This window comes from Sinobaca qinghaiensis (genome assembly GCF_003610495.1).
Classification (GTDB): domain Bacteria; phylum Bacillota; class Bacilli; order Bacillales; family Marinococcaceae; genus Sinobaca; species Sinobaca qinghaiensis.
Genome location: NZ_RAPK01000006.1, coordinates 466,095 through 489,955, shown reverse-complemented (window position 1 = coordinate 489,955; position 23,861 = coordinate 466,095). Strand labels below are relative to the sequence as shown.

21 protein-coding genes are annotated in these 23,861 nt (G+C 47.9%); 1 reads left to right on the top strand and 20 read right to left on the bottom strand.

The window, feature by feature from the left end; all coding sequences use genetic code 11:
• Nucleotides 1-7: 7 nt before the first annotated feature.
• The 5 genes from ATL39_RS02755 to ATL39_RS02735 all read right to left on the bottom strand — a co-directional run bounded on the left by ATL39_RS02755 (nucleotide 8) and on the right by ATL39_RS02735 (nucleotide 5,298).
• Nucleotides 8-1,348, bottom strand: coding sequence for an amidase (locus ATL39_RS02755; RefSeq protein ID WP_120191756.1), 1,341 nt, complete (start codon nucleotides 1,346-1,348; stop codon nucleotides 8-10).
• A 21-nt stretch (nucleotides 1,349-1,369) separates the two neighbouring features.
• Nucleotides 1,370-2,653, bottom strand: coding sequence for an ester cyclase (locus tag ATL39_RS02750; protein ID WP_120191755.1), 1,284 nt, complete (start codon nucleotides 2,651-2,653; stop codon nucleotides 1,370-1,372).
• Between the two features lie 73 nt (nucleotides 2,654-2,726).
• Nucleotides 2,727-3,332, bottom strand: coding sequence for a cupin domain-containing protein (locus ATL39_RS02745; RefSeq protein WP_120191754.1), 606 nt, complete (start codon nucleotides 3,330-3,332; stop codon nucleotides 2,727-2,729).
• A gap of 36 nt (nucleotides 3,333-3,368) precedes the next feature.
• The gene (locus ATL39_RS02740; protein ID WP_120191753.1) at nucleotides 3,369-4,133 is read right to left on the bottom strand and encodes an SDR family NAD(P)-dependent oxidoreductase; all 765 of its coding nucleotides are present in this window, start codon (nucleotides 4,131-4,133) and stop codon (nucleotides 3,369-3,371) included.
• Nucleotides 4,134-4,293: 160 nt separating this feature from the next.
• Entirely contained in the window at nucleotides 4,294-5,298 is a 1,005-nt protein-coding gene (locus ATL39_RS02735; RefSeq protein WP_120191752.1) for a LacI family DNA-binding transcriptional regulator, read from the bottom strand.
• Nucleotides 5,299-5,564: 266 nt separating this feature from the next.
• Here ATL39_RS02735 and ATL39_RS02730 point away from each other — a divergent pair, with 266 nt between their 5' ends.
• Nucleotides 5,565-6,398, top strand: a complete 834-nt coding sequence (locus tag ATL39_RS02730; protein WP_120191751.1) for an STAS domain-containing protein — start codon at nucleotides 5,565-5,567, stop codon at nucleotides 6,396-6,398.
• 48 nt (nucleotides 6,399-6,446) lie between these two features.
• On the opposite strand, the gene arfA is transcribed toward ATL39_RS02730, so the two are convergent.
• The 15 genes from arfA to ATL39_RS02655 form a co-directional block, all read right to left on the bottom strand.
• Nucleotides 6,447-7,958: an arabinosylfuranosidase ArfA gene (arfA, locus tag ATL39_RS02725; protein ID WP_120191750.1), complete on the bottom strand. Its 1,512-nt coding sequence runs from the start codon at nucleotides 7,956-7,958 to the stop codon at nucleotides 6,447-6,449.
• Between the two features lie 209 nt (nucleotides 7,959-8,167).
• Nucleotides 8,168-9,880, bottom strand: a complete 1,713-nt coding sequence (locus ATL39_RS02720) for a SulP family inorganic anion transporter (protein ID WP_120191749.1) — start codon at nucleotides 9,878-9,880, stop codon at nucleotides 8,168-8,170.
• Between the two features lie 125 nt (nucleotides 9,881-10,005).
• Complete coding sequence (locus ATL39_RS02715; protein WP_120191748.1) at nucleotides 10,006-11,238, bottom strand: hypothetical protein; 1,233 nt, start codon at nucleotides 11,236-11,238, stop codon at nucleotides 10,006-10,008.
• Nucleotides 11,239-11,332: 94 nt separating this feature from the next.
• Nucleotides 11,333-12,235 carry a macrolide 2'-phosphotransferase gene (locus ATL39_RS02710; RefSeq protein WP_120191747.1) on the bottom strand — a complete coding sequence of 301 codons (903 nt, stop codon included), beginning with the start codon at nucleotides 12,233-12,235 and terminating at the stop codon, nucleotides 11,333-11,335.
• 318 nt (nucleotides 12,236-12,553) lie between these two features.
• Nucleotides 12,554-14,140, bottom strand: a complete 1,587-nt coding sequence (locus ATL39_RS02705; RefSeq protein ID WP_120192002.1) for an L-lactate permease — start codon at nucleotides 14,138-14,140, stop codon at nucleotides 12,554-12,556.
• Between the two features lie 220 nt (nucleotides 14,141-14,360).
• Nucleotides 14,361-16,640: a glycoside hydrolase family 3 C-terminal domain-containing protein gene (locus ATL39_RS02700; RefSeq protein ID WP_120191746.1), complete on the bottom strand. Its 2,280-nt coding sequence runs from the start codon at nucleotides 16,638-16,640 to the stop codon at nucleotides 14,361-14,363.
• Between the two features lie 135 nt (nucleotides 16,641-16,775).
• A complete protein-coding gene (locus ATL39_RS02695; protein ID WP_120191745.1) occupies nucleotides 16,776-17,042 on the bottom strand; it encodes a Txe/YoeB family addiction module toxin in 267 nt (88 codons plus the stop codon).
• Complete coding sequence (locus ATL39_RS02690; RefSeq protein ID WP_120191744.1) at nucleotides 17,035-17,286, bottom strand: type II toxin-antitoxin system Phd/YefM family antitoxin; 252 nt, start codon at nucleotides 17,284-17,286, stop codon at nucleotides 17,035-17,037. The genes ATL39_RS02695 and ATL39_RS02690 overlap by 8 nt, the downstream gene beginning before the upstream one ends.
• 94 nt (nucleotides 17,287-17,380) lie before the next feature.
• Nucleotides 17,381-17,998 (bottom strand): bifunctional 2-keto-4-hydroxyglutarate aldolase/2-keto-3-deoxy-6-phosphogluconate aldolase, encoded by a 618-nt coding sequence (locus ATL39_RS02685; protein WP_120191743.1) that lies wholly within the window; start codon nucleotides 17,996-17,998, stop codon nucleotides 17,381-17,383.
• A gap of 19 nt (nucleotides 17,999-18,017) precedes the next feature.
• Nucleotides 18,018-19,013: a sugar kinase gene (locus ATL39_RS02680; protein ID WP_120191742.1), complete on the bottom strand. Its 996-nt coding sequence runs from the start codon at nucleotides 19,011-19,013 to the stop codon at nucleotides 18,018-18,020.
• A 24-nt stretch (nucleotides 19,014-19,037) separates the two neighbouring features.
• Nucleotides 19,038-19,889 carry an SDR family oxidoreductase gene (locus ATL39_RS02675; protein WP_120191741.1) on the bottom strand — a complete coding sequence of 284 codons (852 nt, stop codon included), beginning with the start codon at nucleotides 19,887-19,889 and terminating at the stop codon, nucleotides 19,038-19,040.
• On the bottom strand, nucleotides 19,886-20,953 hold the full coding sequence (uxuA, locus tag ATL39_RS02670) for a mannonate dehydratase (RefSeq protein ID WP_120191740.1): 1,068 nt from the start codon (nucleotides 20,951-20,953) through the stop codon (nucleotides 19,886-19,888). The genes ATL39_RS02675 and uxuA overlap by 4 nt, the downstream gene beginning before the upstream one ends.
• 69 nt (nucleotides 20,954-21,022) lie before the next feature.
• A complete protein-coding gene (locus ATL39_RS02665) occupies nucleotides 21,023-22,303 on the bottom strand; it encodes a TRAP transporter large permease (RefSeq protein ID WP_120191739.1) in 1,281 nt (426 codons plus the stop codon).
• On the bottom strand, nucleotides 22,300-22,821 hold the full coding sequence (locus tag ATL39_RS02660; protein ID WP_120191738.1) for a TRAP transporter small permease: 522 nt from the start codon (nucleotides 22,819-22,821) through the stop codon (nucleotides 22,300-22,302). The genes ATL39_RS02665 and ATL39_RS02660 overlap by 4 nt, the downstream gene beginning before the upstream one ends.
• Nucleotides 22,822-22,843: 22 nt before the next feature.
• Entirely contained in the window at nucleotides 22,844-23,857 is a 1,014-nt protein-coding gene (locus tag ATL39_RS02655; protein WP_120191737.1) for a C4-dicarboxylate TRAP transporter substrate-binding protein, read from the bottom strand.
• Nucleotides 23,858-23,861 lie beyond the last annotated feature (4 nt).

Sequence of the window (23,861 nt, the reverse complement as noted above, 5' to 3'; positions counted from 1 at the left end):
AATATCCCTACACTGTACAGCGTCGATTTCTTTCCTCGTAAAAAGAATCCAGAAAACGCGCTTCATACAGTAACGCCGTTTGTAAAAGAATGTCTTCCCGCAGCCAGCCGGAAATGAGCTGGATGCCTATTGGCATATTATTTTCAGTAAGACCTCCCGGCATCGTAAGCGCCGGATGGCCGGTCAAGCTGAATGGGCATGTGTAACGGATCATCGCATCATCAATACTTTCTCCGCCGGCAAGTATCTGGTCATGCAGTAAAGGCGGAGTGACGGGAAGCGTTGGCGTAATCAGCACATCAATCGTTCTAAATAACTGAGAGAGCTTTTCTTTCATTATGTTTCTTGTCTGCAGCGCCGTTACGTAGTCGAGCGCAGAGAAGCTCCGGCTTTTCTCAAAAACAGGAGCAATGTTCTCTCCGTAGTCTTTGAGATCGGCCCGGTATTCATGAATGTATGTTACTTCCGGAGCGGCTATCATTCTGGAAACGGCCGTCGCTTCTTTCAAAAAATCAACGTCCACTTCGATTAATTCTATATTCTCTGTTTCCAGGTTACGGAGAACCTGTTTATATGTGCGGCTTACCTCTTCATCAACACGTTCATTAAAAAAACCAGTCGGAACACCTATTTTTATTTTCCCCCCGGCCGGAAATAATCCGGCTGTTCCTCCCATATGCTCGTACAAAAGAGCCGTATCCTCCACCGTAGCCCCAATTGGGCCGACGTGATCCAGAGACCACGACAACGGGAAAACCCCGTTCGTGCGGATGGATCCGTAGGTTGGTTTCAGCCCGGTAACCCCGCAGCACGAGGCAGGCATTCGAATGGAGCCTGCCGTATCGGTTGCGATCGATCCAGAGCCGAAGCCTGCGGCCACCGCGGCGGCCGATCCGCCGCTTGATCCGCCTGCCATATACTGCTCGTTCCAGGGGTTTTTCACGTTTCCGTAAAAAGGGTTCCGCGAGGTAACGCCAAATGCGTATTCATGCAGGTTGGCTTTTCCCAGCGTGATGGCCCCGTTTTGACGGAGATCGTGCACCACCGCGGCATCTTCTGCCGGCACCTGGTGCCTGTCGATCCAGGCTCCATTGGTTGTACGGATGTTTTTTGTGTTAATAATGTCTTTGTAGGTGATGGGAACTCCCTCCAGCGGCCTGTTGCGGCCTGCTTTCAGGCGGGTTTCTGCAGCCAGCGCCTGCTGACGCGCTTCCTCTTCTGCGACGGTAATAAAGGAACAAAGCGACTCATCTGCTTTATGAATTTTCTGCAGGCATTCTTCGACGATTTCAGAGGGAGTAAATTGTTTTGCTGCGTAGCCTCTTTTTAGTTCTGCAATTGAACGCATGCCCGTCCACCTCTTTTTTCATTAAGAAACGCCCGTAAAGTTTCCATCCTCGAACGAGAAGTCTCCGTCATTGTCATCTTTATGGTCGGTATACACCTGGCGGAGCACTTCCAGACCGTCAAACAGGAACCATTCCTCCTGGATCTTCTGATTGCGGACTTTGTAATGGTTAATGCCGTTAATCTCTATTGCTTTTCCGCTCGGATAGCCGAAATAGCCGATGCCGCTGTGCAGACCCTGAATTCTCCACCGGACTGCTACATCCCAATCGTCGTCGGATCCTTTTTTGTTGCACGTCACCCGGTCGATGAGTACTTTTCCATTTGGAATGGAAGCAAACAGGTTCAGCAGGGTGCCCTGAATTTCACTGTGTCCCGCCATATCCTTGTTGCAGACGTAATGCATGACCGCATTTTTTTCATAAAAAGTTTTTACTTGATTGAACGAGCGGCGTTCCCAGACTTTATTAATCATTTCCAGCATAAAGTCGCCGATTTCAAATGAGGAAGACTTTGGTATATATTCCTTTGGCGGCATCCCTTCTTCAGCCGTCTGGGTTAAGTTAAAGGACATCGACGGCGCCAGCTTACTTGTCTGTTTAGCCGTGCGCTTTGCCACTTCGACCGGATCAAAGCCCAGCTGCTGTACAAGATGGTACGTGTCCATGACGAGCCACTCTTCGTAGATTTTATTTTCATGAATCAAGCAGTCTGCCACAGTGCGGAAGACAACTCTTTTACCGGTAGCCGGGCCGTACAGAGTATCACCCATGTTGGTAGCAATTGATCTGCCACGGTGGGAAGTAAAGAAACCGTCCTCGTCGTTGCCGGACCAGAGAATGCTGTAGCCTACGCCTGATCTGTCCGGGAATGCCTGCAGCGTCTGCATCGTACCGGAGATTACTTCGTTGACTCCGTGGCTGTTTACGCTGCCACGGTGAATCTGCACGCCGTAGCTGTAAGTATCATAGATCATGCCGATATCTTTTTCGTTCCATATCTGCCATGTGATTTTCACGATATAATCGATGATGTTATTGTAATCGCCGAAGCCTTTCATCGACTGTTTTTTCACGTCTTCTTTTGCTATGTGGTTCATGTAATCATCGTCATCGCGGCTGTCCATTGCATTCACGTCATTGCTGTCGGCATAATGAACGATATTGGCGGGAAAAGTGTTTTTCACGGCCCACCTTGGTTCTTCTGCTGAAGCTGAAGCTGAAGCCGGAGCCGGGCGGCCGTTGGGTTTTTCCACCTCTGTGTTTTCCTGCTTTTTAGCGGCTTTTTCTGTGTTTTTGCTTTCCATCTTGACTTCCTCCTTCTTATTTATGCTGCCTGGGCTGATTCTGTATCATGTGTATTCTGCCTTTATCGGTGGTTTACTCACCCATTTTTAATTTCTCGGCCATTTCCTTTTCCAGCTGTTTAAAATTATCGGGAGCGATCATTTTTCCTTTATCGTCCGCATCAAAGCCGTATTCCGCCGCTTTTCTCACGACTTCCGGAGCCCAGTATGGATCCTTGCCTTCAAACACTTCGTGCTGCTCGAGCACGGCGAACAGCCAGGCTTCTTCTTCACCGACGTTTTCAAGTCCTCTGTACAAGCCGGGCGGCAGCGTTATTAGATCCCACTCGCCGATAATTTCTTCGCCGTCAATTTGATCCGGGCCCTCTCCCCAGTAGAATCTCCACTTTCCGCTTAACGGTACGAATGTTTCAATGTAATCATGGGTATGAAAAGCGGGGCCGTTACCTGGTAGCGCTTTCACCATTCCGATCTGAAAACCGTGCGGTTCTGTGATCATCGGCTTATACTCAGGGTTTTCGCTTGCCGTATCACCGATAAGCGCGTAGTTAATGCGCTGATGGCCGGGAATAATGCTGTCGATAAACATCAGTGGAATTCCTTTTGCTTTTAAATCCTTAAATCGGATGATTCTGTCTTTCATTTGTTCATTTAATGTTTTTACTGACTTTTCACTCATACTATTCCTCCTGATTGGTTGTTTGGATTTTTTGTTCTACCATACGGTCCAGCCGCCATCAACGCGCAGCGTGTGGCCGGTGATCATGTCTGATGATGAAGAAGCTAGCAGCATGACAGCCCCGAATATATCCTCTGCACGGGCAAGCCTTCCCATCGGGATATTTGCCAGCACATCCCTGCGGAAATCCGGATCTTCGAACATCTTCGCCGTCATCGGTGTTTCAATAAATGTAGGCGCAATTGCGTTTACGTTAATATGATGCGGCGCCCACTCGACCGCGAGCGATTTGGTCAGCTGGGTAATGCCGCCTTTGCTCGAGCTGTACGCTGCTCTTTTATAATAGCCGACAAAGGCCATCTGGGAGGACATATTAATAATTTTGCCCCGGCCCTGCTTGATCATCCATTTTCCGGCCGCCTGTGAAGCAAAGAAAACGCTCTTTAAGTTAATATCATGTATTTGATCCCACTGCTTTTCTGTTACTTCCTCTGCCGGTACAGGAATATTCGTGCCGGCATTATTAATTAAGACATCAATTTTTCCAAATTTCTGATAAATACTTTCAAAAAGAGTCGGCAGCTCATTTGTGTTGGTTAAATCAAAAGCAAAGTACTCCGCATTAAAGCCGTCCGCTTTTATTTTCTCTGCAGCGGCCTTGAGCCCTGCTTCATCGCGGGCGACTAAAGCGACATCAGCCTTTGCTTCAGCAAGCATTTCTGCGACAGCCAGTCCCAGTCCTTTGTTGGCTCCTGTGATTACGATTGTTTTTCCTTCTACTGAAAAAAAGTCTCTGCTGATACGTCTGCCTCCTTATTTTGAATACGTATTCAAAATACATTAAAAAAAATGAGAACCTGTTAAATTCCGCCTAAATGATTGAATACGCACTCTTCTTGAATACGTATTCAAAGGTTAACAAGTTTTTTGATTTTTGTAAACTACTTTTGATACTTTTTTTTTAGGTCGTGCTTCGTTCGATAAGTTCCGGCTCCATAATTTCCTGTACGTGACGGGGTGCTTTTTCTTTTGCCTGGATCAGTTCTATCAGCCGTTCCACCGCGGACAGCGACATCACCTGATGCTTCTGCGAAACGGTCGTGAGGTCGATAAAAGGATTGGAGGATAAATGAATATCGTCAAAACCAATAACGGCCAGCTCTTCCGGAACGCTGATATTCATTCGTTTACAATGCTCCAAAAGCGTTACCGCAATCTGGTCCGAAGCGGCAAATACAGCCGTAACAGGGTCGGGCATCGATAATATCGATGTTAAGTATTTTTTTATTTCTTCTGCTTCCAGAGGCTGGTTGTACACAAGCTCCGGGTCGTATGGTATTCCCTTTTCCAGGAGAGCCTGCCTGTAGCCTTCCATTCTTTCATGAAGGGTGGAATATTTAGCAGACGGGGACACAAATCCAATCCGCTGGTGCTGTTTTTGAAACAGATAATTCATTGCTATTCTGGCACCTTTTTCATTATCAAGCACAAAGTAATCGCACGGGCTTTCATCCGTCCGCGTATTATACAGCACTACCGGGGTCTGGGAATGATACAGCCGTTCCACTTCTTCCTCGGTTCTTTCCACCGAGCCGATAATGATGCCTTCCACGCGCTTGCCTACCAGCATATCAATCGATTTTTTCAGGTTTTCTTTTTCATGGTCCGTGTCTGAGAGTATCACGTCGAATCCTCTTTTTCTCGCTTCGCTGATAATAATTTTTGCCGTCTCTGCAAAAAAGGAATTGGAAATATCCCCGACGATCAGCCCGATCGTCGCTGTTTTCCGTTTGTTGAGACTTCTCGCTACTTCGTCGGGAGTAAAGCCCATTTCTTCAATCGTTTTTAAGACTTTCTGCCTCGTCTCCTCCCGGATATAAGGATAATTATTGATCACTCTGGACACCGTGGACTGGGAGACTCCTGCTCTTTTTGCAACGTCATTGGACGTAACCGTTATTTTCATATAGTGGCACCTTTTTTATTTTGTCATAAAAGAAACGTTATTTCCCTCTTCTTCAGCTTATTTCCTTTTACAGCCTATTTCAATCGGCTTTCTGTTGATTTTAAAAAATCAGTCCTGTTATTTATCCAGCTGAATGCTGATTTGTTTATAATCGATGTAATTAATAGCCTGTTTTTAAAGCTTCTGCTAAAATTAACATATGACTCATTTTTACATATGAGGATGATCCATCCTGCTTTACTTATAAATCTCAAGGAGATGTGACGATGAACGCTGTACAGATTGCCTCTTTAGGAGAGGGTATTTTTCAACATAGAGAACAAATCGCCAGGGAAATCGGCGAATTCCTTCGTTTTTCCAGACACGGCCTCGAAAGCGAGGAAGTAATGAACATCCGTGCCAACTTTATCGGACTGGTCGGCCAGGCGATGTCTAAATATGAACGGGACGAAGCACTTGAAGAAATCAGCCGGTGGGGAAAGGAAATTGGCACTTTTTCTGCAGAAAAGGAGCTCCCGCTCGATGAAGCTCTTCAGTTTCTTCCACATTACCGGGAGGCAGTATTTCGATTTATTCAAAAGGAAATCGGCGGGGAGCAGCTCTCCTTTGATTGTTACCGCGGGATTGAATCAAGCGTCAACACGGCAATTGATGAGGCGGTCTACACGTTTTCCAGAGCCTACGTGGACTACAACCGAAAAGCGGCGGAGCTGACGCGCCAGGAAATTCTGGAGCTGTCCGTTCCGATTGTGCCGCTGACCGAGGATGCAGCGGTCCTGACGCTGATCGGTACGCTGGATGCGTCCCGGGCCCAGCGCTTAGTGGAGAAAACGATGCAGAAAGGCAGCGAACTTGGGCTTGCCTACTTAATTGTTGATCTGTCCGGCGTGTATCAAATGGATAATGTTGTCTCCCGAAGCATCCTCCAGCTGCACCAGGCGCTGAAGCTGCTCGGCATTACCGTTATTTTATCCGGCATGCGTCCGGAGCTCGCGCGGCAGATTGTAACGATGGGTATTTCGTTAAAGTCTCTTCGCGTTACCCGAAGCCTGCCGGAAGCGATGCTTTCCATCGGCTTGAAAATAGATGTGAACAAATAAAAGAAAGGCCGGCAGCTGTAAAAGCTGTCGGTCTTTCCTTTTTAATTTTTACACTTTCACCCGTATCATGCTCCAGGACATACGGGGCAGCTCTGCCTGCAGCATCGTCTCCTCAATAACTGCATTTCCCCTGCTGTGAGGTGTTACGTCTTCTTTGTCTTTCGTATTCGACGCTTTTGGATCGTCATGTTCCAGCACCACATGCTCAATAATTGCAGCTTTTTCAAAAGAACGCAGGTCACAGCTGACAGACAAGCCCTCTTCGAGATGCCTGTTGGTCATAAACAAAACCAGTTCATTTTTGCTTTCGTTTAAAACAACCGCGCTGTCCAAATACGGCACATCCGTAAATTCTTTGGAATCGTACTTATCCGAATGGATAATCGGCTGCAGCGCCTTTCCCCGTCCGTACACAGATAAATAGTAGTACGGGTAATAAATCGTCTGCTTCCAGGCTCTGCCCTGATTTTCCGTCATAATCGGCGCAATTACGTTAACGAGCTGCGCCATGCAGGCAATCTTTACGCGGTCGGCGTGGTTAATCAGGGTGTGAAGCATATTGGCCACCAACAGGGCGTCTTCAAAGGTGTACACATCTTCAAGCTGGGGCGGCGCAATCTGCCATGGCTCCAGCTGTTGATCGGCTTCACTGGAATGAAACCAGACGTTCCATTCGTCAAAGCTGAGGGTCATCGTTTTTTTGCTGCGTTTTTTTGATTTAATGTAATCGCAGGTGGAAATGACGGTACGGATGAACTGATCCATATCCAATGATTTAGCTAAAAAGTTCGCTGTGTCATTCTCGTCGTTGCCATAGTACTGGTGCAGCGATACATGATCGGCAAATTCATACGTATGGGAAAGCGTCACTGCTTCCCATTCCGGGAATGTAGGCATCGCGGCACCTGAACTGCCGCAGCTTACCAGTTCAATCGAAGAGTCCACCTGCTTCATTGCTTTTGCTGTTTCATACGCTATACGTCCGTATTCTTCCGCCGTTTTTCCGCCAAGCTGCCATGACCCGTCCATTTCATTTCCGAGACACCACGTTTTGATATCATGCGGTTTATCATAGCCGTGCTGTTTTCTTAAATCGCTGTAATAGGTACCAACGGCATGATTGCAGTATTCCAGCAGATTTCTGGCTGCATCAATTCCCCTTGTTCCCAGGTTTACCGCCATCATCACGTCACTTCCGGCTTTGGCCGCCCAGTCGGCAAACTCATTGGTTCCTACGTGATTTGTTTCAATCGTCTGCCAGGCAAGCTCCAGCCGCCGGGGTCGGTCTTCTTTCGGCCCCACTCCATCTTCCCAGTTGTAGGCTGACACCATATTGCCTCCCGGGTAACGGATAATAGGAACCTGCAGGTCTTTCACTAGCTTCATCACATCTTTGCGGAACCCCTGTTCATCTGCCTCGGGATGGTCCGGCTCATAAATTCCTCCATACACGGCCCGTCCCAGCTGTTCAATAAAAGAACCGTATATTCGTTTATCTATCTCAGAAATCACAAAGTCCTTATCAATAATGACGGATGCTCCGGGCTGCCTGCTCACCATGTGTCCTTCACTCCCTATTTTGTTTTACGTTTATTGATACCGTTTACATTTTTACGTATATAAACTATCGTTCCGACATTCTTTTCCCATCACTTAATTTATGCGTACAACTAAGTAAACTGTACTAAAATTTACTTATTATGACAAGTTATCTTTTGATAACATAAAAAACCGCTCCTCCTTTATTGGAGAAGCGGCAGCTGTTGTGTTTAGATCATAAAATCATTCGGTCCTTTAGCTGTCTGCTTTTTGTCGGGGGACGGCAGGCGGACGTTCATCTGTTCGAGAATGTGCTCGATGCTCTGGTAGCTGACGCGCTGCTGCAGGTCTTTTTTCCATTCGGCTTTGGCAATCGTGTCCCGCACGTAGCCTTTGACGTTGGCCAGATAGAAAGACATGCCGGTTTCCTGCTGGAGCTGCAGCAGAAATTCCTCCAGCTGCTCCACCGAAGAAGTGTCGATGTCATTAACACCGGACATGTCGATTACCATCCAGTAAATATCCGGCCGTTTGCCGGCATGTTCGCGGATATGTTCTTCCACGTAGGAGTAGTTGGCAAAATGAATGTTGGAATCAATCCGCATCAGCATGCCGTTCCGAAACAGCAGCGCTTCCGGAAACCGGCGCCGGTCCCGGAATTCGCCCTGCTCGCTTAAGTAGCCAAGCTCGGCGATATTAGGCTGCATGCTCTGCCGGATAATAAACAGGAGCGTAAAGACGGCACCGATAATAATCCCCCACTGAATGCCGACAATCAACGTAGACAGAAATGTCAGCACCCACACCCAGCCTTCGAGCGGACGAACGTCAAACAAGTGCCTTGCCTGCTGAATGTCGACCAGCTTGTACACGGCGGAAATAATAATCGCGGCAAGCACGGCGTTCGGCAGGTAATAAAACAGCGATGTGAAAAACAATAAAACAACAAGCACCCCGCCTGCTGTCAGAACAGAAGCGGCTTTTGTCCGGCCGCCTGCTTCGTGGTTCACCGCAGTCCGTGAAAAGCTGCCGTTTACCGGAAACCCCTGGAAAAAGGAACCGACAAGGTTCGACATGCCGAGCGCTTTGAGCTCCTGATTCGGACGCACCGCATAGTGTTCCTTTTTGCTGATCGCGCGTCCAATCGAAAGGGATTCCATAAAGCCCATCAAGGCAATAACGACGGCCATCGGAAGGAGATTAACGACCATACTGCCCGTTACTTCCGGCAGGGTAAATCCGGGAAGACCGGCCGGAATCTGCCCGACAATGGCAACTCCCGCGTCATCAAGTCCTAAAAACACCACGGCCGCGATAGCCAAACACAGTGCTATAAGAGGAGCCGGAAGCCGCGGCCACCTATTTTTCAGCCAGAGTATCAGCACAAGGCTGAGACTGCCGAGCAGCACGGTGTAGCCGTTAAAGCTGTTCCACTGGCTGCCCAGGTTGTACAAAATCGTATGGGCCCGCAGGTTTCCTTCTGACGTAACCCCCAGCAGATGATTGAGCTGGCTCAGTCCAATGATAATCGCGACGGCGGACGTGTAGGCGCTGAAAACCGAATGGGGAATAAATTTCACAATAAATCCAGCTTTTCCAAACCCAAGCAGCAGCTGAATCAGCCCGACCATCGCGGCCAGTACGATCACGTACTGAATGTATTCACCCGTATCCGCCGGTGCATAAGCCGATACGGCGGTAAACACGAGCAAGGACGTAATGGCGACCGGACCGACTGACAGATGCCGGGACGATCCGAGCAGCGCATAGACGAGCATCGGAATGGTGGCAGCATACAGCCCCATCACCGGCGGTACACCGGCAAGCAGTGCATACGCCATCCCCTGTGGAATAATCATTACAAGAAGCGTCAGGCTTGCGATACTATCCTGTTTCAGCAGACCTTTATTGTATGTAGGACGTTCTTTATAGATGCGGTTCACGTGCGTTCCCTTCTTTCTATCCACTCGTCCAGTGAATGTCTTCTTCTATTAAAACATAAAAAGAGGAGGCTCCGCTTGATAACGAATACTCCTCTTTCTATTCATTCACGATTATAAAGTATTTCCTATGTTTTCCCCTCGTACTCTTTTTGTTCCTGCTCTTTTTTTGCCTGTTTTTTACGCTGGCGCTGGCGGTAGCCGTAGGTGCCGTTTAAAACGGCTTCTTCATCCTCCAGACCCGCTCCGAGTGCTCCGATACATGTCGCAAGCGACGTGACCAGCCATGTAAGGGAAAGGTAATAAGCAAAGCCGACTTCCCTGTCCAAGCCGGTACTCGATTCCAGCAGCGAAACGGGAATAAATAGAAATACAGCGAAAAAGAAGAGGCAGAAAAGAACCACATAATATCCAAGTACGCCCATACTCAGCGTCAGAATAGTCGTCGTATTATGGAGCTTCACCATCGTAGCTGACTCTGTTTTTGACCGACGTTCCCACAGGCCGTGTGAAATAATAATCCAGCTCGTCAAAGCAGTAAAAGAAGCGGCCATTAATAAAAGAGAACGCTGCCAGTCATAGGCTTCCCCGAGCTGCCAGAGGGTAGGGAAAATCATCGCGTAGGCTCCTGAAGCAAAAGCCAGTGCAATTACATTTTTAAATGCAGAAAAAATGGTCCACGGGTTATTGGCCTGAATCATCCCCGTGATCAGACGAACGTACCCGTTCCATTTCGCTCGGGCCATAAACCGAACGTCGGATTCACTGCTGCTTTCTTTGGGCTGGGCACGATCAATAGGAGCCATCCGCTCAAACCACCCTTTTCTAACCAGGTCCCGGGCGTTCTTTTTAGGAATATGCTGCTCATTTCGGCGTTGGATTCGGTCCATCTTTTCCTGTTCCCTGTCTCTTACTTCCTTTGAACTGCCATGGTACATTTCACTAATTAATTGAAGCGAGGCTTCCCGCACCCTTTTTTTCATAGGAACAGCCCCCAGCGCGGGAATCGACAGCTGGGAGATCTTCCGCTTTCCGTTTACTTCTGCGACAAGAAAATTACCTTCCCGGAAAAAGGGAAGATCGGTAAGGCAAACGGCGTAATCCCAGCCGTGAGCTTCTTTTACGGCTTCCGCTTCCTTCATTATATCCGAGGCTTTTTCCGCAGAACCGGCAAACGCATCGGTAACTACTTCTACTTTCCACGACACGTTATCTTCAACGTATAACTCAAGAAAGAAAGGGAAATCCGGCTCTATTGCCTGCGCTATAGAAGAAGCCATTTCCGGGCTGGCTATCAGGCCGATACTCACTGTATCACCCGTTGGATCCTGCTCTTTGACCGTGCGGCTGTTGTTGTCCATGCTTTCCCCCTCGTATTTTAATAATGTGACATAATGACAGCTCCAACCTCGCTGCTTTCATGTTCCTTTATCATCATGATACCATCTTTCAAGATTATGCCTCATCCGCCATTCCGAGCATCTGCCTGGTCATGTCTTCCATATCTTTCAGGCCGGACGATACGGCAAACTCAGCCACTACCACCGCTTCTGCGGCTCTTAGTTCAATAATATGCTCTTTCATGTGCGGCCAGGTTCTGCCGCCTGCGTTTTCATAAGCAGCCATCACTTTGTCCAGACCGCTATCCCCAAAAATAAGGTAGTGTGCCGCAAAATCGCGGGACACGTCGGTTACCGCCGCTTCGGTCCAGTCGATCAAGCCGGTCGCTTCTGCCTGCGGGTTAATGAGAATATGCCCCGGGTGCACGTCGCCGTGCGTCAGCCCGGTATGATCCGGCCACAAGGCGTCATTGGCTATCCACGCCTGCCAGCGCTCCCACAGCTTCTGTTCCACGCTGAAGGTTTGCTTTACCTTTTCCATTCTTTCAGCCATCGAGCGTCTCGCTTCGATACTATTATGCATGGCGATTCCGGCCTCTTTCACATGTGCTGCAAGCATTTGATGCAGTTCCGCCAGCAATCGTCCTAAAGAAGAATGATAGGTGTCCGGACTGTTTTCGATATCAAACTGCCACACATAGTTTTGGACAGCTGGATCAATGGTTCCGGCAGGGACGCCGCCAAGCTGCTTATACGCAATCAGCTCCTCGGTAAAAATCCGCCAGTCCGGCGCCTCTATCCACGTATGGCGGTTCACCGCATCAAGTACGGCTTTTTCCTGCCCTGCCTTTGCCATCGAATCGCTTCTGCGGGGCAGGCGAAGAATCCATTTATCCCCCGCTTTATCCTCGGCGTGAAACACCTGAAAATCGAGTCCTGATTCGTTCCCCAGCAGCGTATCTTCCACTATATCCAGCTCGTTTTGTGCGGCGAGCTGTTTGACTTCCTGTTTGTTCATTCCATTCACCGTTCCTTCTCATGATTTTTTCCGTACCAGTACATACCAGAGCAAACGAAAGTACAGGTTCTGCTGAATCCAGTCATAAAAAAAGAAAGGCAGAAAAATCTGCCCTTCTTCCCTGAACCGCTGTGGCCCGTGAAGAGTATTAAAAATGTGCAGACTGCTACCGTTTACTCTGTTTTCCGAAAACAGAGCCTTTGAACATATCAAATTACTTGTTCAAAGCCGGGTGGCGCAATCTAATCGCTGCAGTCATTTTTAATACCCCTCCTTTTCCTTTAATACTGCTCATTATAGAGAGAGAAAAGAAGGAAGTCAAAACACGTTCATCACGATAAATCCGCCGATGCCTGCAAGCACACCGTAAATCAAGGCAGGAGCAAGTGTTTTCCGGATGACGCTGCCTTCTTTGCCTTCCATACCGACAACGGCACTCGCGGCAACCACGTTATGAATGCAGATCATATTGCCGGCACCGGAGCCAACGAGCTGCGCACCCAGTACAGTATTAACATCCACCCCGGTTGCGGTGGCGATGCTGTACTGAATCGGAGAAAACGTTAGTGTTGATACAGTTGCACTTCCGGTAATAAATGAGCCGAGCATCCCGAGAAATGGAGCGGCAAAGATCCACATCGGCCCAAAGACTGCCGCCATGCTTTCTGCAATGTACTCGGGCATGCTGATAATGTCATTGGCATTCATTCCGGAATTACTGAACACATGCACCATCGCAAGTGTCGCAAACAGCGTAATGCCGGTGATTTTGATCGTAGACAGCGCATCCAGCGCAGACGCTGTAAAGTTACGGAAAGAACGGCGGTGAATCAGCACTGCGAGAATGGCCGTCAGCGTTAAAATAGCCCCGGGCGAATACAGAAACGCCCACTCGGAGTTAACCCTCTCTACTCCCAGAATATTCATCCAGGACAAGTTAATCGCTGTATTGGTAAATTCCTCAAGCCAGGGCACGGTTCTCGTCAACAGCAGCAGAATTACGACGATAACGTAAGGAGACCAAGCCGTAAGCAGGCTCATATCTGATTTTTCCGTATCGATCGTAAAGTCATCCTGCAGAGCATCCGTCCACGTTTCTTTTGGCAGCAGCAACCCTTTTTTCGCCGTAATCGTGGCGACCGTAAGGCCGGTAAGAGAGCCGAGAATCGCTACAAATTCCGGTCCGAAAAGAAACGCATATAAGAGCGCGGAGCTCGTATATACCGCACCAATCATCAACGTCCAGGGGATCATCGGCCATACGTCCTTCAGGCCTTTTCCTTTTCCGAAAAACAGCACGAGCACGAAAATAAGGATGGCTGGTACAAAGGTGCCGCCGAACAAATCAATGAGCGTCACGGTCACCCCCACATCCTGAAAAAAGGCCGGCGTAGCTTCGTCAAGCGTGCTGAGACCGACAATAACCGGCGTGCCAACCGCTCCAAAAGCAACCGCCGAACTGTCGGCAATCAAAGCCGTCGCCACCGCGGCAAGCGGCTTGAATCCGAGCGCTACCATTAAGGGTGCCGTAATCATCGCAGGCGTTCCAAAACCGGCAACACCTTCAATTAACGAGCCGAACAAAAATGCAACGAGAATCAGCTGGACTCTCATATCGGCTGATATACTCTGAAATCCCTGGTTGATCCGGTCAACCGCTCCGTTTTTACGCAGCGTGTTCAGCAGCACGAGAGCTCCGAATAAAATCAGCAGGATCGTCAACGTTTTATGAGCTCCCTGCAGAATAGAAGACAGAATCACCCGGCTTTCCATGCCCCAGAATAACACCGCCAGAAAAATCACAATAGCGGCACTCAGCGACATACCCTTAATCGCGGGCATACGGAGCAGTACAAGAAAAAGAAACGGAAAAATAACGGCGCTCAAAGCGGTCAGCATTAGCATAGCGGTATCTCCTTCAGCAGATAAAAATGCGTTCTCATTTTTGGGAACGGATGAATGCCTGTATGTCATTCCAGCATTCACCTCTTAAGATCAGGTCATCTGATGACTAGCTTACTTACCTTTATTTTACCATGCGAGGAAATCGCTTTCAATTTCATTTTTGTCTTTCTTGTGTCCATTAAAAAAGAAGAACCCGCCTGCTCACGGATTCTTCTCTCAATTATTTTATTTTGGCGTTGCATGCTTCTATAAGATCAGTAAGGTTCTGTTCAGTGAAATGTCCGCTGCTGAAATTAATCAATCCGCGGAGCGGCATTTCCTTCATCATTGCTGCCATCATTGGATCCGCGGCACCGCCTTCCTCTGTCATCTGCTGCGCAAACAGATTGTTTGAAGCAAGCGGAGCAAGGTGCTTTTCAAGTACCGGGTTTAAATCCGGATGCTGCGCTAATTCTTCCAGCCGGGAGTTGCGGTGTATCCGGGTAACCGGCCGTGTGTCTTCTGTAACATCTACCTCTTCATGCAGACGCAGATCACGGGAGGAAGCACCGACGGCTATTGTAAACATGCCGGGTTCAACGATCCATTGGCTGAAGCCGTCATGGTAGTATGCAAAACTGCGCTCATTCAATTCAAATGTCACGTCTTTGGATTCACCGGGTTCCAAATGGACTTTCGTAAATCCTTTCAGTTCTCTTTCCGGTCGTTCGAGGCTGCTTTCCTGATCCTTAACATACAACTGAGCCGTTTCTTTGCCTGCTGTGGAACCGGTATTCGTGATCGTACAGGTAACAGTTACATTCGTACTGCCCGCTTCCGGCTGCTCGATCCGAAGATTGCTGTAGGAGAAGGTCGTATAGCTCAGCCCGTAGCCGAATGGAAACAGCGGCGTCTCTTCTTTGGCATCGTAATAACGGTAACCAACGTACAGCCCCTCGCCGTACATCACGCTGTCTTTATTGCCGGGAAAATGCAGGTAGGACGGGTTCTGCTGCAGCGTCATAGGAAAGGTTTCTGCGAGCTTCCCGGACGGATTCACCTTACCAAATAGAATATCAGCTGACGCCTGCCCCATTCCCTGGCCGCCAAGGTAGCATTCCACGACGCCTTTTACGCTTTCCAACCACGGCATTTCGATCGGCGCCCCGTTGCTGAGCATTACTGTCACGTTATCATGAACACGTCCCAGTTCTTCGATCAGCGCTGCCTGATTCGCCGGCATCTGTAGATGCGTACGGTCATATCCTTCCGATTCATACCGATCCGGAAGCCCTGCGTACAAGACGACTTTATCAGCGGCCTTCGCAGCCGCGAGTGCTTCTTCCACTAAAGCCGCATCTATGTCATTGCGGTCGATATGAAACCCTCGCGCATACGTAATCTGCTGATCTGCGGACGCTGTCTTTTTGATCTGTTCGAGCGGAATATCCAAATAGGCCGGATTTACCTTGGAGCTTCCCCCGCCCTGAAATCTCGGCTGTTCAGCAAATTCTCCGATCACTGCAACCGACTCCGAGGGCTGCAGCGGCAGCACGCCTTCATTTTTTAAAAGAACCATGCTTTCTGCGGCGGTTTTCACCGCAAAGTCGTGATGCTCCTTTTTATCCACGCTTTGCTTTCGGAATAAGCCTTTTTCGGCTTTCTCTGCAAAAGCAAGCATCCGCTCTACGGTGCGGTCAAGCACCGCTTCATCCAGCGTACCGTTTTCGATCGCATCCTGAATCGCTTTGTCGCCCACACCGCCGCTGGACGGCATTTCCAGATCCATTCCGGCTTTCAGACCGGCCACTCGCTCATTCACAGCACCCCAGTCCGAAACTACAAATCCTTCAAATCCCCATGTGTCCCGAAGAAGCTCCGTCAGCAGTTTATGATTTTCCGAAGCAAAGACGCCGTTTACTTTATTATAGGAGCACATCACAGACCAGGGCTGGCTGTTTTGCACCGTCGCTTCAAAAGCGGCCAGATATATTTCATGAAGCGTACGCTCATCCACCCGGGCATCCACAGTAAGCCGGTGATACTCCTGATTATTGACGGCAAAGTGCTTCAGAGAGGTGCCAATCCCTTCCTGCTGAACCGCATGAATATAGGCCGAAGCCATTTCAGAGGAGATATACGGATCTTCTGAAAAATATTCGAAATTACGTCCGCACAACGGAGAACGCTTGATGTTAATCCCCGGTCCCAGCAGCACCGCCACGTCTTCTGCTCCGGCTTCATGAGCCAGACGGCGTCCGACGCCTTCCATCAGCTCTCTGTTCCAGCTGGCAGCAAGTCCTGCCGCGGTCGGAAAACACGTAGCCGGGACGCTGTCGGACAGACCCAGGTGATCAGCACTGCCCCCCTGTTTGCGAAGGCCGTGCGGACCGTCGGTTACCATAAAACCTGGAATTTGATGTTCTTCTATGTTCTGCGTGTTCCAGAAATTCTTTCCGGAACAAAGGCTTGCTTTCTCTGCAAGAGTCAGCTTTTTGACCAGTTCGCTGTATGCTGCCATGATTATCTCCTCCACTTTTTAATACTTTGGTACTGTCCCCTTTTTTCCATATAGTTACACTTCAGAACAGAAAAAAAGCAGCCGCCTCTGCGCCCGCTTTTCGTTTCAAATAGTATTTTCTGTCATCAAAATATTTTAATACTGATAACGGCACTGCACGATTTCTATTTTTTCATCGTCTGACCGATATATAAGTCTATGCTCTGAGTCTATACGTCTACTGAAATAACCATGAAGATTTCCCTTTAAAGCTTCGAGTTTTCCTATTCCTTCCAGATTGCCGTGCCGCTTTATATCTTCGATCAACGTATTTATTCGTTTAAGTTTCTTTTTATCTTCCCTCTGCCAATACAAATACTCTTCCCAGGCATAATCTGTAAACAGCAGACGCTTTTTACTCATCTAGCAGATCCCGCTCCGTTGACTGCCTGTTTTTCAATTGCTCAATGGATTCCAGCAGACGCTTTGAATTCTCCGGACTTTTTAAAAGATATATCGTTTCCATCAAATTGTTATATTCGTCTTCTGCTAATAGTACGGCGTTTCCGTTTTTTCTTGCAATAACAATAGCTTCTTTATTATCGTTCACTTGATCCAGAATACGTTTGAAGTTTTTACGGGCATCGCTGTAAGTAATAAAAGACATAGTATCACCCCTTGTATTTGCTTATCAACATTGTACAAAATCACGTACAAACAAACAATTTTAGGAGATAGCAGCTAATAAATATTCTTCCTCTTTAATACCCTGCCTTCTGCACAAACGATTTTGCCGCCGCTGCTACTTCTGCTTCGGTGTTCTTGTACAGGCTGCTTCCAATGCTGACCGCTGCGGCTCCTTTTTGCAGCCAGTCCTGCACGTTCTCTTCGCTGACTCCGCCGGAAGGCATAAGGTTCGCCTGCGGCAGCGGGCCATTGATAGCCTTCAACCCGTCCGGTCCGCTCACGTTTCCCGGGAAGATTTTAATTACTTCTGCTCCTGCCTCCATCGCCCCCACTACTTCTTTTACGGAAAAGCAGCCTGGTATGTAAGGAATCTGATATCTATTGCAGAGCAGGGCCGTATCTTTGTTAAAAGACGGAGATACAATAAATCGGGCTCCGGCTAGAATGGCAAGCCGGGCCGTTACGTCATCGAGCACAGTGCCCGCTCCGATAATCCAGTCGCGGTCTTCCCGCTGCAGCTTTTCGATTAATCCAGAGGCGCCGGGCACGGTATACGTTATTTCCATTAGCTGAATACCGCCGCTGTGAGCGCCTTTTGCCACCATCTCTGCCTGATCTGCCGTTTCTCCGCGCACAACGGCTACTACCTTTTTCTCATAGAGCTTCTGCATAGTTTGTAATTTATTGTTCATCTATCTGATCCTTCCTGTCTTAACGAAGAACACCGCTTCCTCGTTGACTGTTCATGAAATTTTTAACTTCCTGCCTGGCCAACAGAAAGGCATCGCCTTTAATCGTATGCTGGAGAACCCCTGTCGCTGTGGCAAACACAACCGCCTCTTCCATCGCAGACTCCGTCTGATTAGACAACTGATCCAGAAAGCCCGCCGCAAAAGCATCGCCGCCTCCGATACGGTCCACCACATTCACCTCAAACACACCTGACCGGGCTGTTTTCCCGTTTTTATGCTGAATGGTGCCTTCCAGCTGATGATGCGTGTTAGTGAGCGTGGTACGCCGGGACGTCACAAACCAGGTGATGTCATATTTTTTCATAAAAGACGCGAAAAGACGCTGCTCCTCTTCTTCCGGCCATTGAAGCGTCAGAGTTAAATCGAGAGCACTCCCAAAGCAAATGTCCACATAAGGCAGAATCTGCTCGTAGGCTGATTTCGCCTGCTCTTTTGTCCATAGCTTGCTGCGGTAATTAAAATCAAAGCTTACCTGCACGCCGCGTTTTTTCGCTTCTTTGATCACGAGCTCCGCGGTTTCAAAGCCCGCTTCACCGAGTGCAAGCGTGATGCCGGTTGTGTGCAGTACGTCCACTTCGGCAAAGATACTGTCCCAGTCGAGCGGGCCGGGTATCCATTCCGAAAAGGAGGAATAAGCCCGGTCGTAGGTAACGCTTGCCGGCCTCTGCGCCGTGCCTTCTTCAATATAATAAATGCCCAGCCGTCTGCCGGTACGTTCAATCAAGCTCGTATCCACTCCTTCTCTGTTCAGATAAGCTATCGCCGCGTCCCCGGGCGTATTGTCTGGCAGGGCGGTGAGAAAAGTGGACGAATTTCCAAGGTTCCGGAAAGCCACCGCTACGTTTGCTTCCGCCCCTCCATAAAATGCACACAGCGTTTCACTTTGCTTCATTTTATAAGGGGCGGGAGGAGAAAGCCGCAACATGATTTCTCCGAGTGTGACGATACGATCCATTATGCTCTCCTCCTTCTATCACTTTTATACACCGGAATACGCCATAAAGCCGCCGTCGACAGGTACGGTAATCCCTGTCACAAATCCAGACATCTTCTCATCGGTTAACCACAATAAAGTGCCGAGCAGATCCTCCGGTTTTCCAAAGCGCTCCATCGGTGTCTGACTGATAATTTTGCCGGAGCGTGCGGTATGGCTGCCGTCTTCTTTCAGCAGTAGAGCCCGGTTCTGCGAAGTTAAAAAGAATCCGGGGGCAATTGCGTTGCATCGTATATTTTCTTTGGCCATATGAACCGCCAGCCACTGGGTAAAGTTATCAATTCCTGCTTTTGCAGAGCTGTAGGAAAGCACCTTTGTCATCGGGCTCGGCGCACTCATGGAGGAAATATTTATGACGATGCCATTGTCCCGTCCGACCATCTGCTTCATAAACTCCTGCGTTGCCATGACGGTTCCTACGTAATTCAGATTGAATACGTGCTTTAAGCCTTCTTCTGTCAGATCAAAAAACGTTTTTACATCAGGGTCTTCCAAATGCTCCTGCATAAAGTACTCTTCTGAAGTGGACGCATCCGGGTGGTTTCCCCCTGCTCCGTTAATGAGGATATCCAATCCGTCGGGAAATTGTTGTTTCACGGCTTCGGCGGCTTTCGTAATACTTGCCTGCTCGAGCACGTCACAGCTTAAAGCAAAAGCTTCTCCGCCGTCTTTCTTGATCTCATTCACAACTTCTTGAGCATTTTCTTCTTTCCGGCTGAGAACAGCAACTTTTACCCCGTGCCTGGCAAGCTCCATGGACATAGCGCCGCAGAGAACGCCCCCTCCGCCCGTTACTACCGCTGTTTTTCCTTTTAGATTATCGTTTATTGTGATCATGTGATGCTCCTTTCTTCATTTGCATCCCAAATCCCATTTAAGTACATTATTCCAAGAGCTCTATCATATAAACCGTATCCCGGCCGCCCGTCTTCTTTCCACAACAGTCTGCCGTGATCCGGCCTGATATATCCTTCAAAACGCATCTCAAATAACTTTTTCATAATTTCTGTAATAGGCAGTGATCCATCTTTTTCTAAATGGGATGTTTCAATAAAGTCTCCATTTTCATACCTCTTAATATTACGAATGTGGGCAAAATAGATTCTATCTTTGAACTCGTCGAGTATTTCCAACAGATCATTATCTTCTCTGGCTCCTAAAGAACCGGTGCAGTAAGTAATTCCGCTGTGCTCATTTGGTATAAGCTGCATAAAAGTCCGCAGATCCTCCTGAGTTGATATGATTCTTGGCAGACTAAACACCGACCAGGGCGGATCGTCTGGATGAATGGCCAGCTTTACGCCTGTCTCTTCGCAAACAGGAAGAACTTTTTCTAAAAAGTACCGCAGGTTCTCACGCAGGTCTTCTTTAGAAACGCCGGCATAGGCCTCCATCACTTTTTTTAATTGTTTAAGACGCTCTGGTTCCCATCCAGACATGATCATGTCCGGATCGGCCGTCATCCGCTGCACTAATTCAGCCGGCGAACTATTTTCTACTCGTTCTTTTTCATAGAACATCGTAGTAGAGCCGTCATCCATGTTTTTTTTCAATTCGGTCCGGATCCAATCGAAAACCGGCATGAAATTGTAGCAGATTACTTTGACCCCCGCTTCGGCTAAGTTCCGGATCGTTTCTATATAATTTGCAATGTAATGGTCTCTTGAATCCAGACCCAGTTTAATATCTTCATGTACGTTCACGCTTTCCACTACGTCGATACGAAAGCCGTGCTGCTCGATCTTTTTTTTCTCTACCTGAATTTCCTGCGGTTCCCATACTTCGCCCGGACTCTTGTTATGCAGAGCCCATATAATGCCCGATACGCCGGGTATTTGTTTGATATGTGACAGCGTTATTGCGTCGTCGTCTTCTCCATACCACCGGAAGCCCATGTTCATATTTTTGTCTCCGTTCTTTCAGAAATTTATTGCTGCTGTAAGCTATTCCTGTCTCTATACGCGTATGGCTTAACGCATAAGCAGTTCAGGCAGGAATAAAGTGATTTGAGGAAATACAACCAATAGAATGATAAAAACAATGATAGAAAGAATAAACGGTACTGATTCTTTCATGTAATCAATGACAGGAACATTTGCTAAAGAACATGCTGTATACATGGTTACTCCAATTGGCGGAGTCATCCCGCCCATCGTAACAATGGTCATCATCACAATCCCAAAATGTACCGGATCCATTCCTATACTTACAACAATAGGAAGAAGAATAGGAGTAAGCAGAAGCGTGTTTACGGTACTTTCCATAAACATCCCGGCGACCAGCAGGAACGTTAAAATAATCACCATAATAAGAATGGGATTTTCCGTTAATGACAGCATGCCCTGCGTTGCTTCCTGCGGGAGTCTGGCCGAAGTGATAACATGCCCTAAAATGGCTGCAGCGGCAATAATAAGCATAATGACTGCATTATCTTCCACCGTATTTTTTAATACTTTATTCAATTTAGCCCAGTTCAATTCCTTGTATATAAAAGCCCCTACTACAAATGCATATACAACAGCGAAAGCTCCTGCTTCTGATGCAGTAAAGACACCGAACCGAATACCTACAATTAAAATGACAGGAAACAGCAGTCCCCAGAAGCTTCTTCTAAATGTAACGACAACTTCCTTAAACGACGCACGCTTCACTCTGGAAGGTACATATTTTCTTTTCTTAGCGATAATCGTAGACGTAATCAATAAAGTAAGCGTCATCAAAATACCAGGTATAATGCCTGCCATGAAAAGCTGCCCGATGGACACCTCTCCTACAAACCCGAACAAGATCAGACCAATACTGGGAGGAATCGTCGCCGTAATTAAAGCACTTAACGCAATAACAGAAACAGAAAAGCCGCCGGAATATCCTTTCGCAATCATCTGAGGAGCCAGGATCCGGCTCTGCATCGCAGCATCCGCATTAGCTGAACCGGAAATCCCTCCCATCATGGCACTCAAAAGAATAGACACATGAGCCAGTCCGCCGACAATATGACCAATTAACGCATCCGCAAAATCGATCAGCCGTTTCGTAATACCTGTTTCATTCAGTAAATTTCCGGCAAGAACAAAGAACGGAACAGCCAGGAGCGGAAACGACTGGGTGCCTGATGCAAACCGCTGAATGGCAAGCTCTGTAGGAAGGTTTGGATCCAGTAGAAAATAAACCAGGCCGGCTGCGCCGATAGCAAAAGCAATAGGGACATTAATTAAGATAAATACCACAAACGCTATCAATACCCAGATCATGACAAGGCCTCCCTTTCCTTTTCTTTACTTGTGTTGTCAGGAAGGCTGAATTCCTCTTTTGACCCTCTTATGAAAGCAATCCATTTAGTAAGCAGGGTAATCAGCATTAACGTGCATCCCACCGGTATAGAAAATGTTATATAAGAATAACTGAACGGCAGGTTTTGTATGCTTCTCAATGTCTGCTCTGAGGCATAGATGAATCCATAATAAATACAGATCATAAGAAAAACAGCCACGACTGTGTTCGTGATAATCGTAATAACCAGCTTTCCTTTAAACGGCAGTTTTTCTACAAAATAGTCAATGCCAATATGCCGGTTATTCCTCAGCGACTGATTCGCCCCAAGAAATACAAGCCAGATGAATAAAAGCTGGGCCATTTCCACCGACCAGGCGACCGGCACGCCGGCCCACCTGACCATAGCAGAGTAAAATACCAGAATAACAATCCCTGCAAGCAGCAGTTTCGTAAGAACCTCTTCTATCTTAATAAGTGAAGATGCTAAATGTGGCACCTTAAAGCCTCCTCAAGAAATATTAATTTTCTGTAATCGTCATAATTTCTTCTCTTATTTCCGGATAGTTTTCAAACTTCTCATAGACGCCTTCCGTGGCTTCCTGGAATGGCTCGAGGTCCGGCTCTACAATTGTCATTCCTTCTTCTTCCATCATTCCTTCATACTCCTCTTCACCTTCAATAACGGTGTTGGACGCTTCAATTCCAGCTGCTTCCGCTTCTTCTGTTACGATCGTTTGATAGTCTTCCGGCAGATTGCTGAACCATTCCGCACCGACAACCAGGCCGGTAATTAATTGAATGTGGTTTGTTTTGGAAATATGATCTGCAACCTCATAAAGGCTGGCTCCATATGTTGCAGAATGCTGAGCCTCAGCCCCGTCAATAACTCCCTGCTGAATACCTGGATATACTTCCGCCCAATCCAAGCCGGTTGGGTTCGCTCCCATTGCTTCTATTGTTTCCAGAAAAACATCGGCACCAATTGTTCTAATACTTTGGCCGTTCATATCCTCCGGTGTATTAATAGCATTATTCGTTACCATATGACGCGCGCCCTGATACCAATTAAAAGACAATATCTGCAGGTTCTGGCTGGAGGAAAGATCTTCTTCCCATCCGGCAAACAGATCGGAGTCCGTTACCTTTTGAATATCTTCATAATTCTCAAATAAGTATGGTCCTTGCAGAATACCAATTTCCGGACTGTAGTCTGCCATGATTCCTGCGTCAGCGAGTGTCCCTACATTTGCTCCGGCGATAGCCTGTTCCTGTATTTCCGCTGTATCCCCTAAAGAAGAATCAGGGAAGATTTCAATAGCCAGATCGCCGTCCGTGCGCTCTTCCACGTTTTCTTTAAAGCTTTCCAGCCCTTCATACATTGGGTCGCTTTCCGACACTACGATCCCTACCTGCAGCTCATGTGATGGAGATCCTCCCCCCTCTTCTGATCCGCTTGATTCGGACTCTCCTCCTCCGCATCCCGCAATAACCAATGTGCTTCCCAGTGCTACCAGTGGTAAAAACTTTTTCATTGTA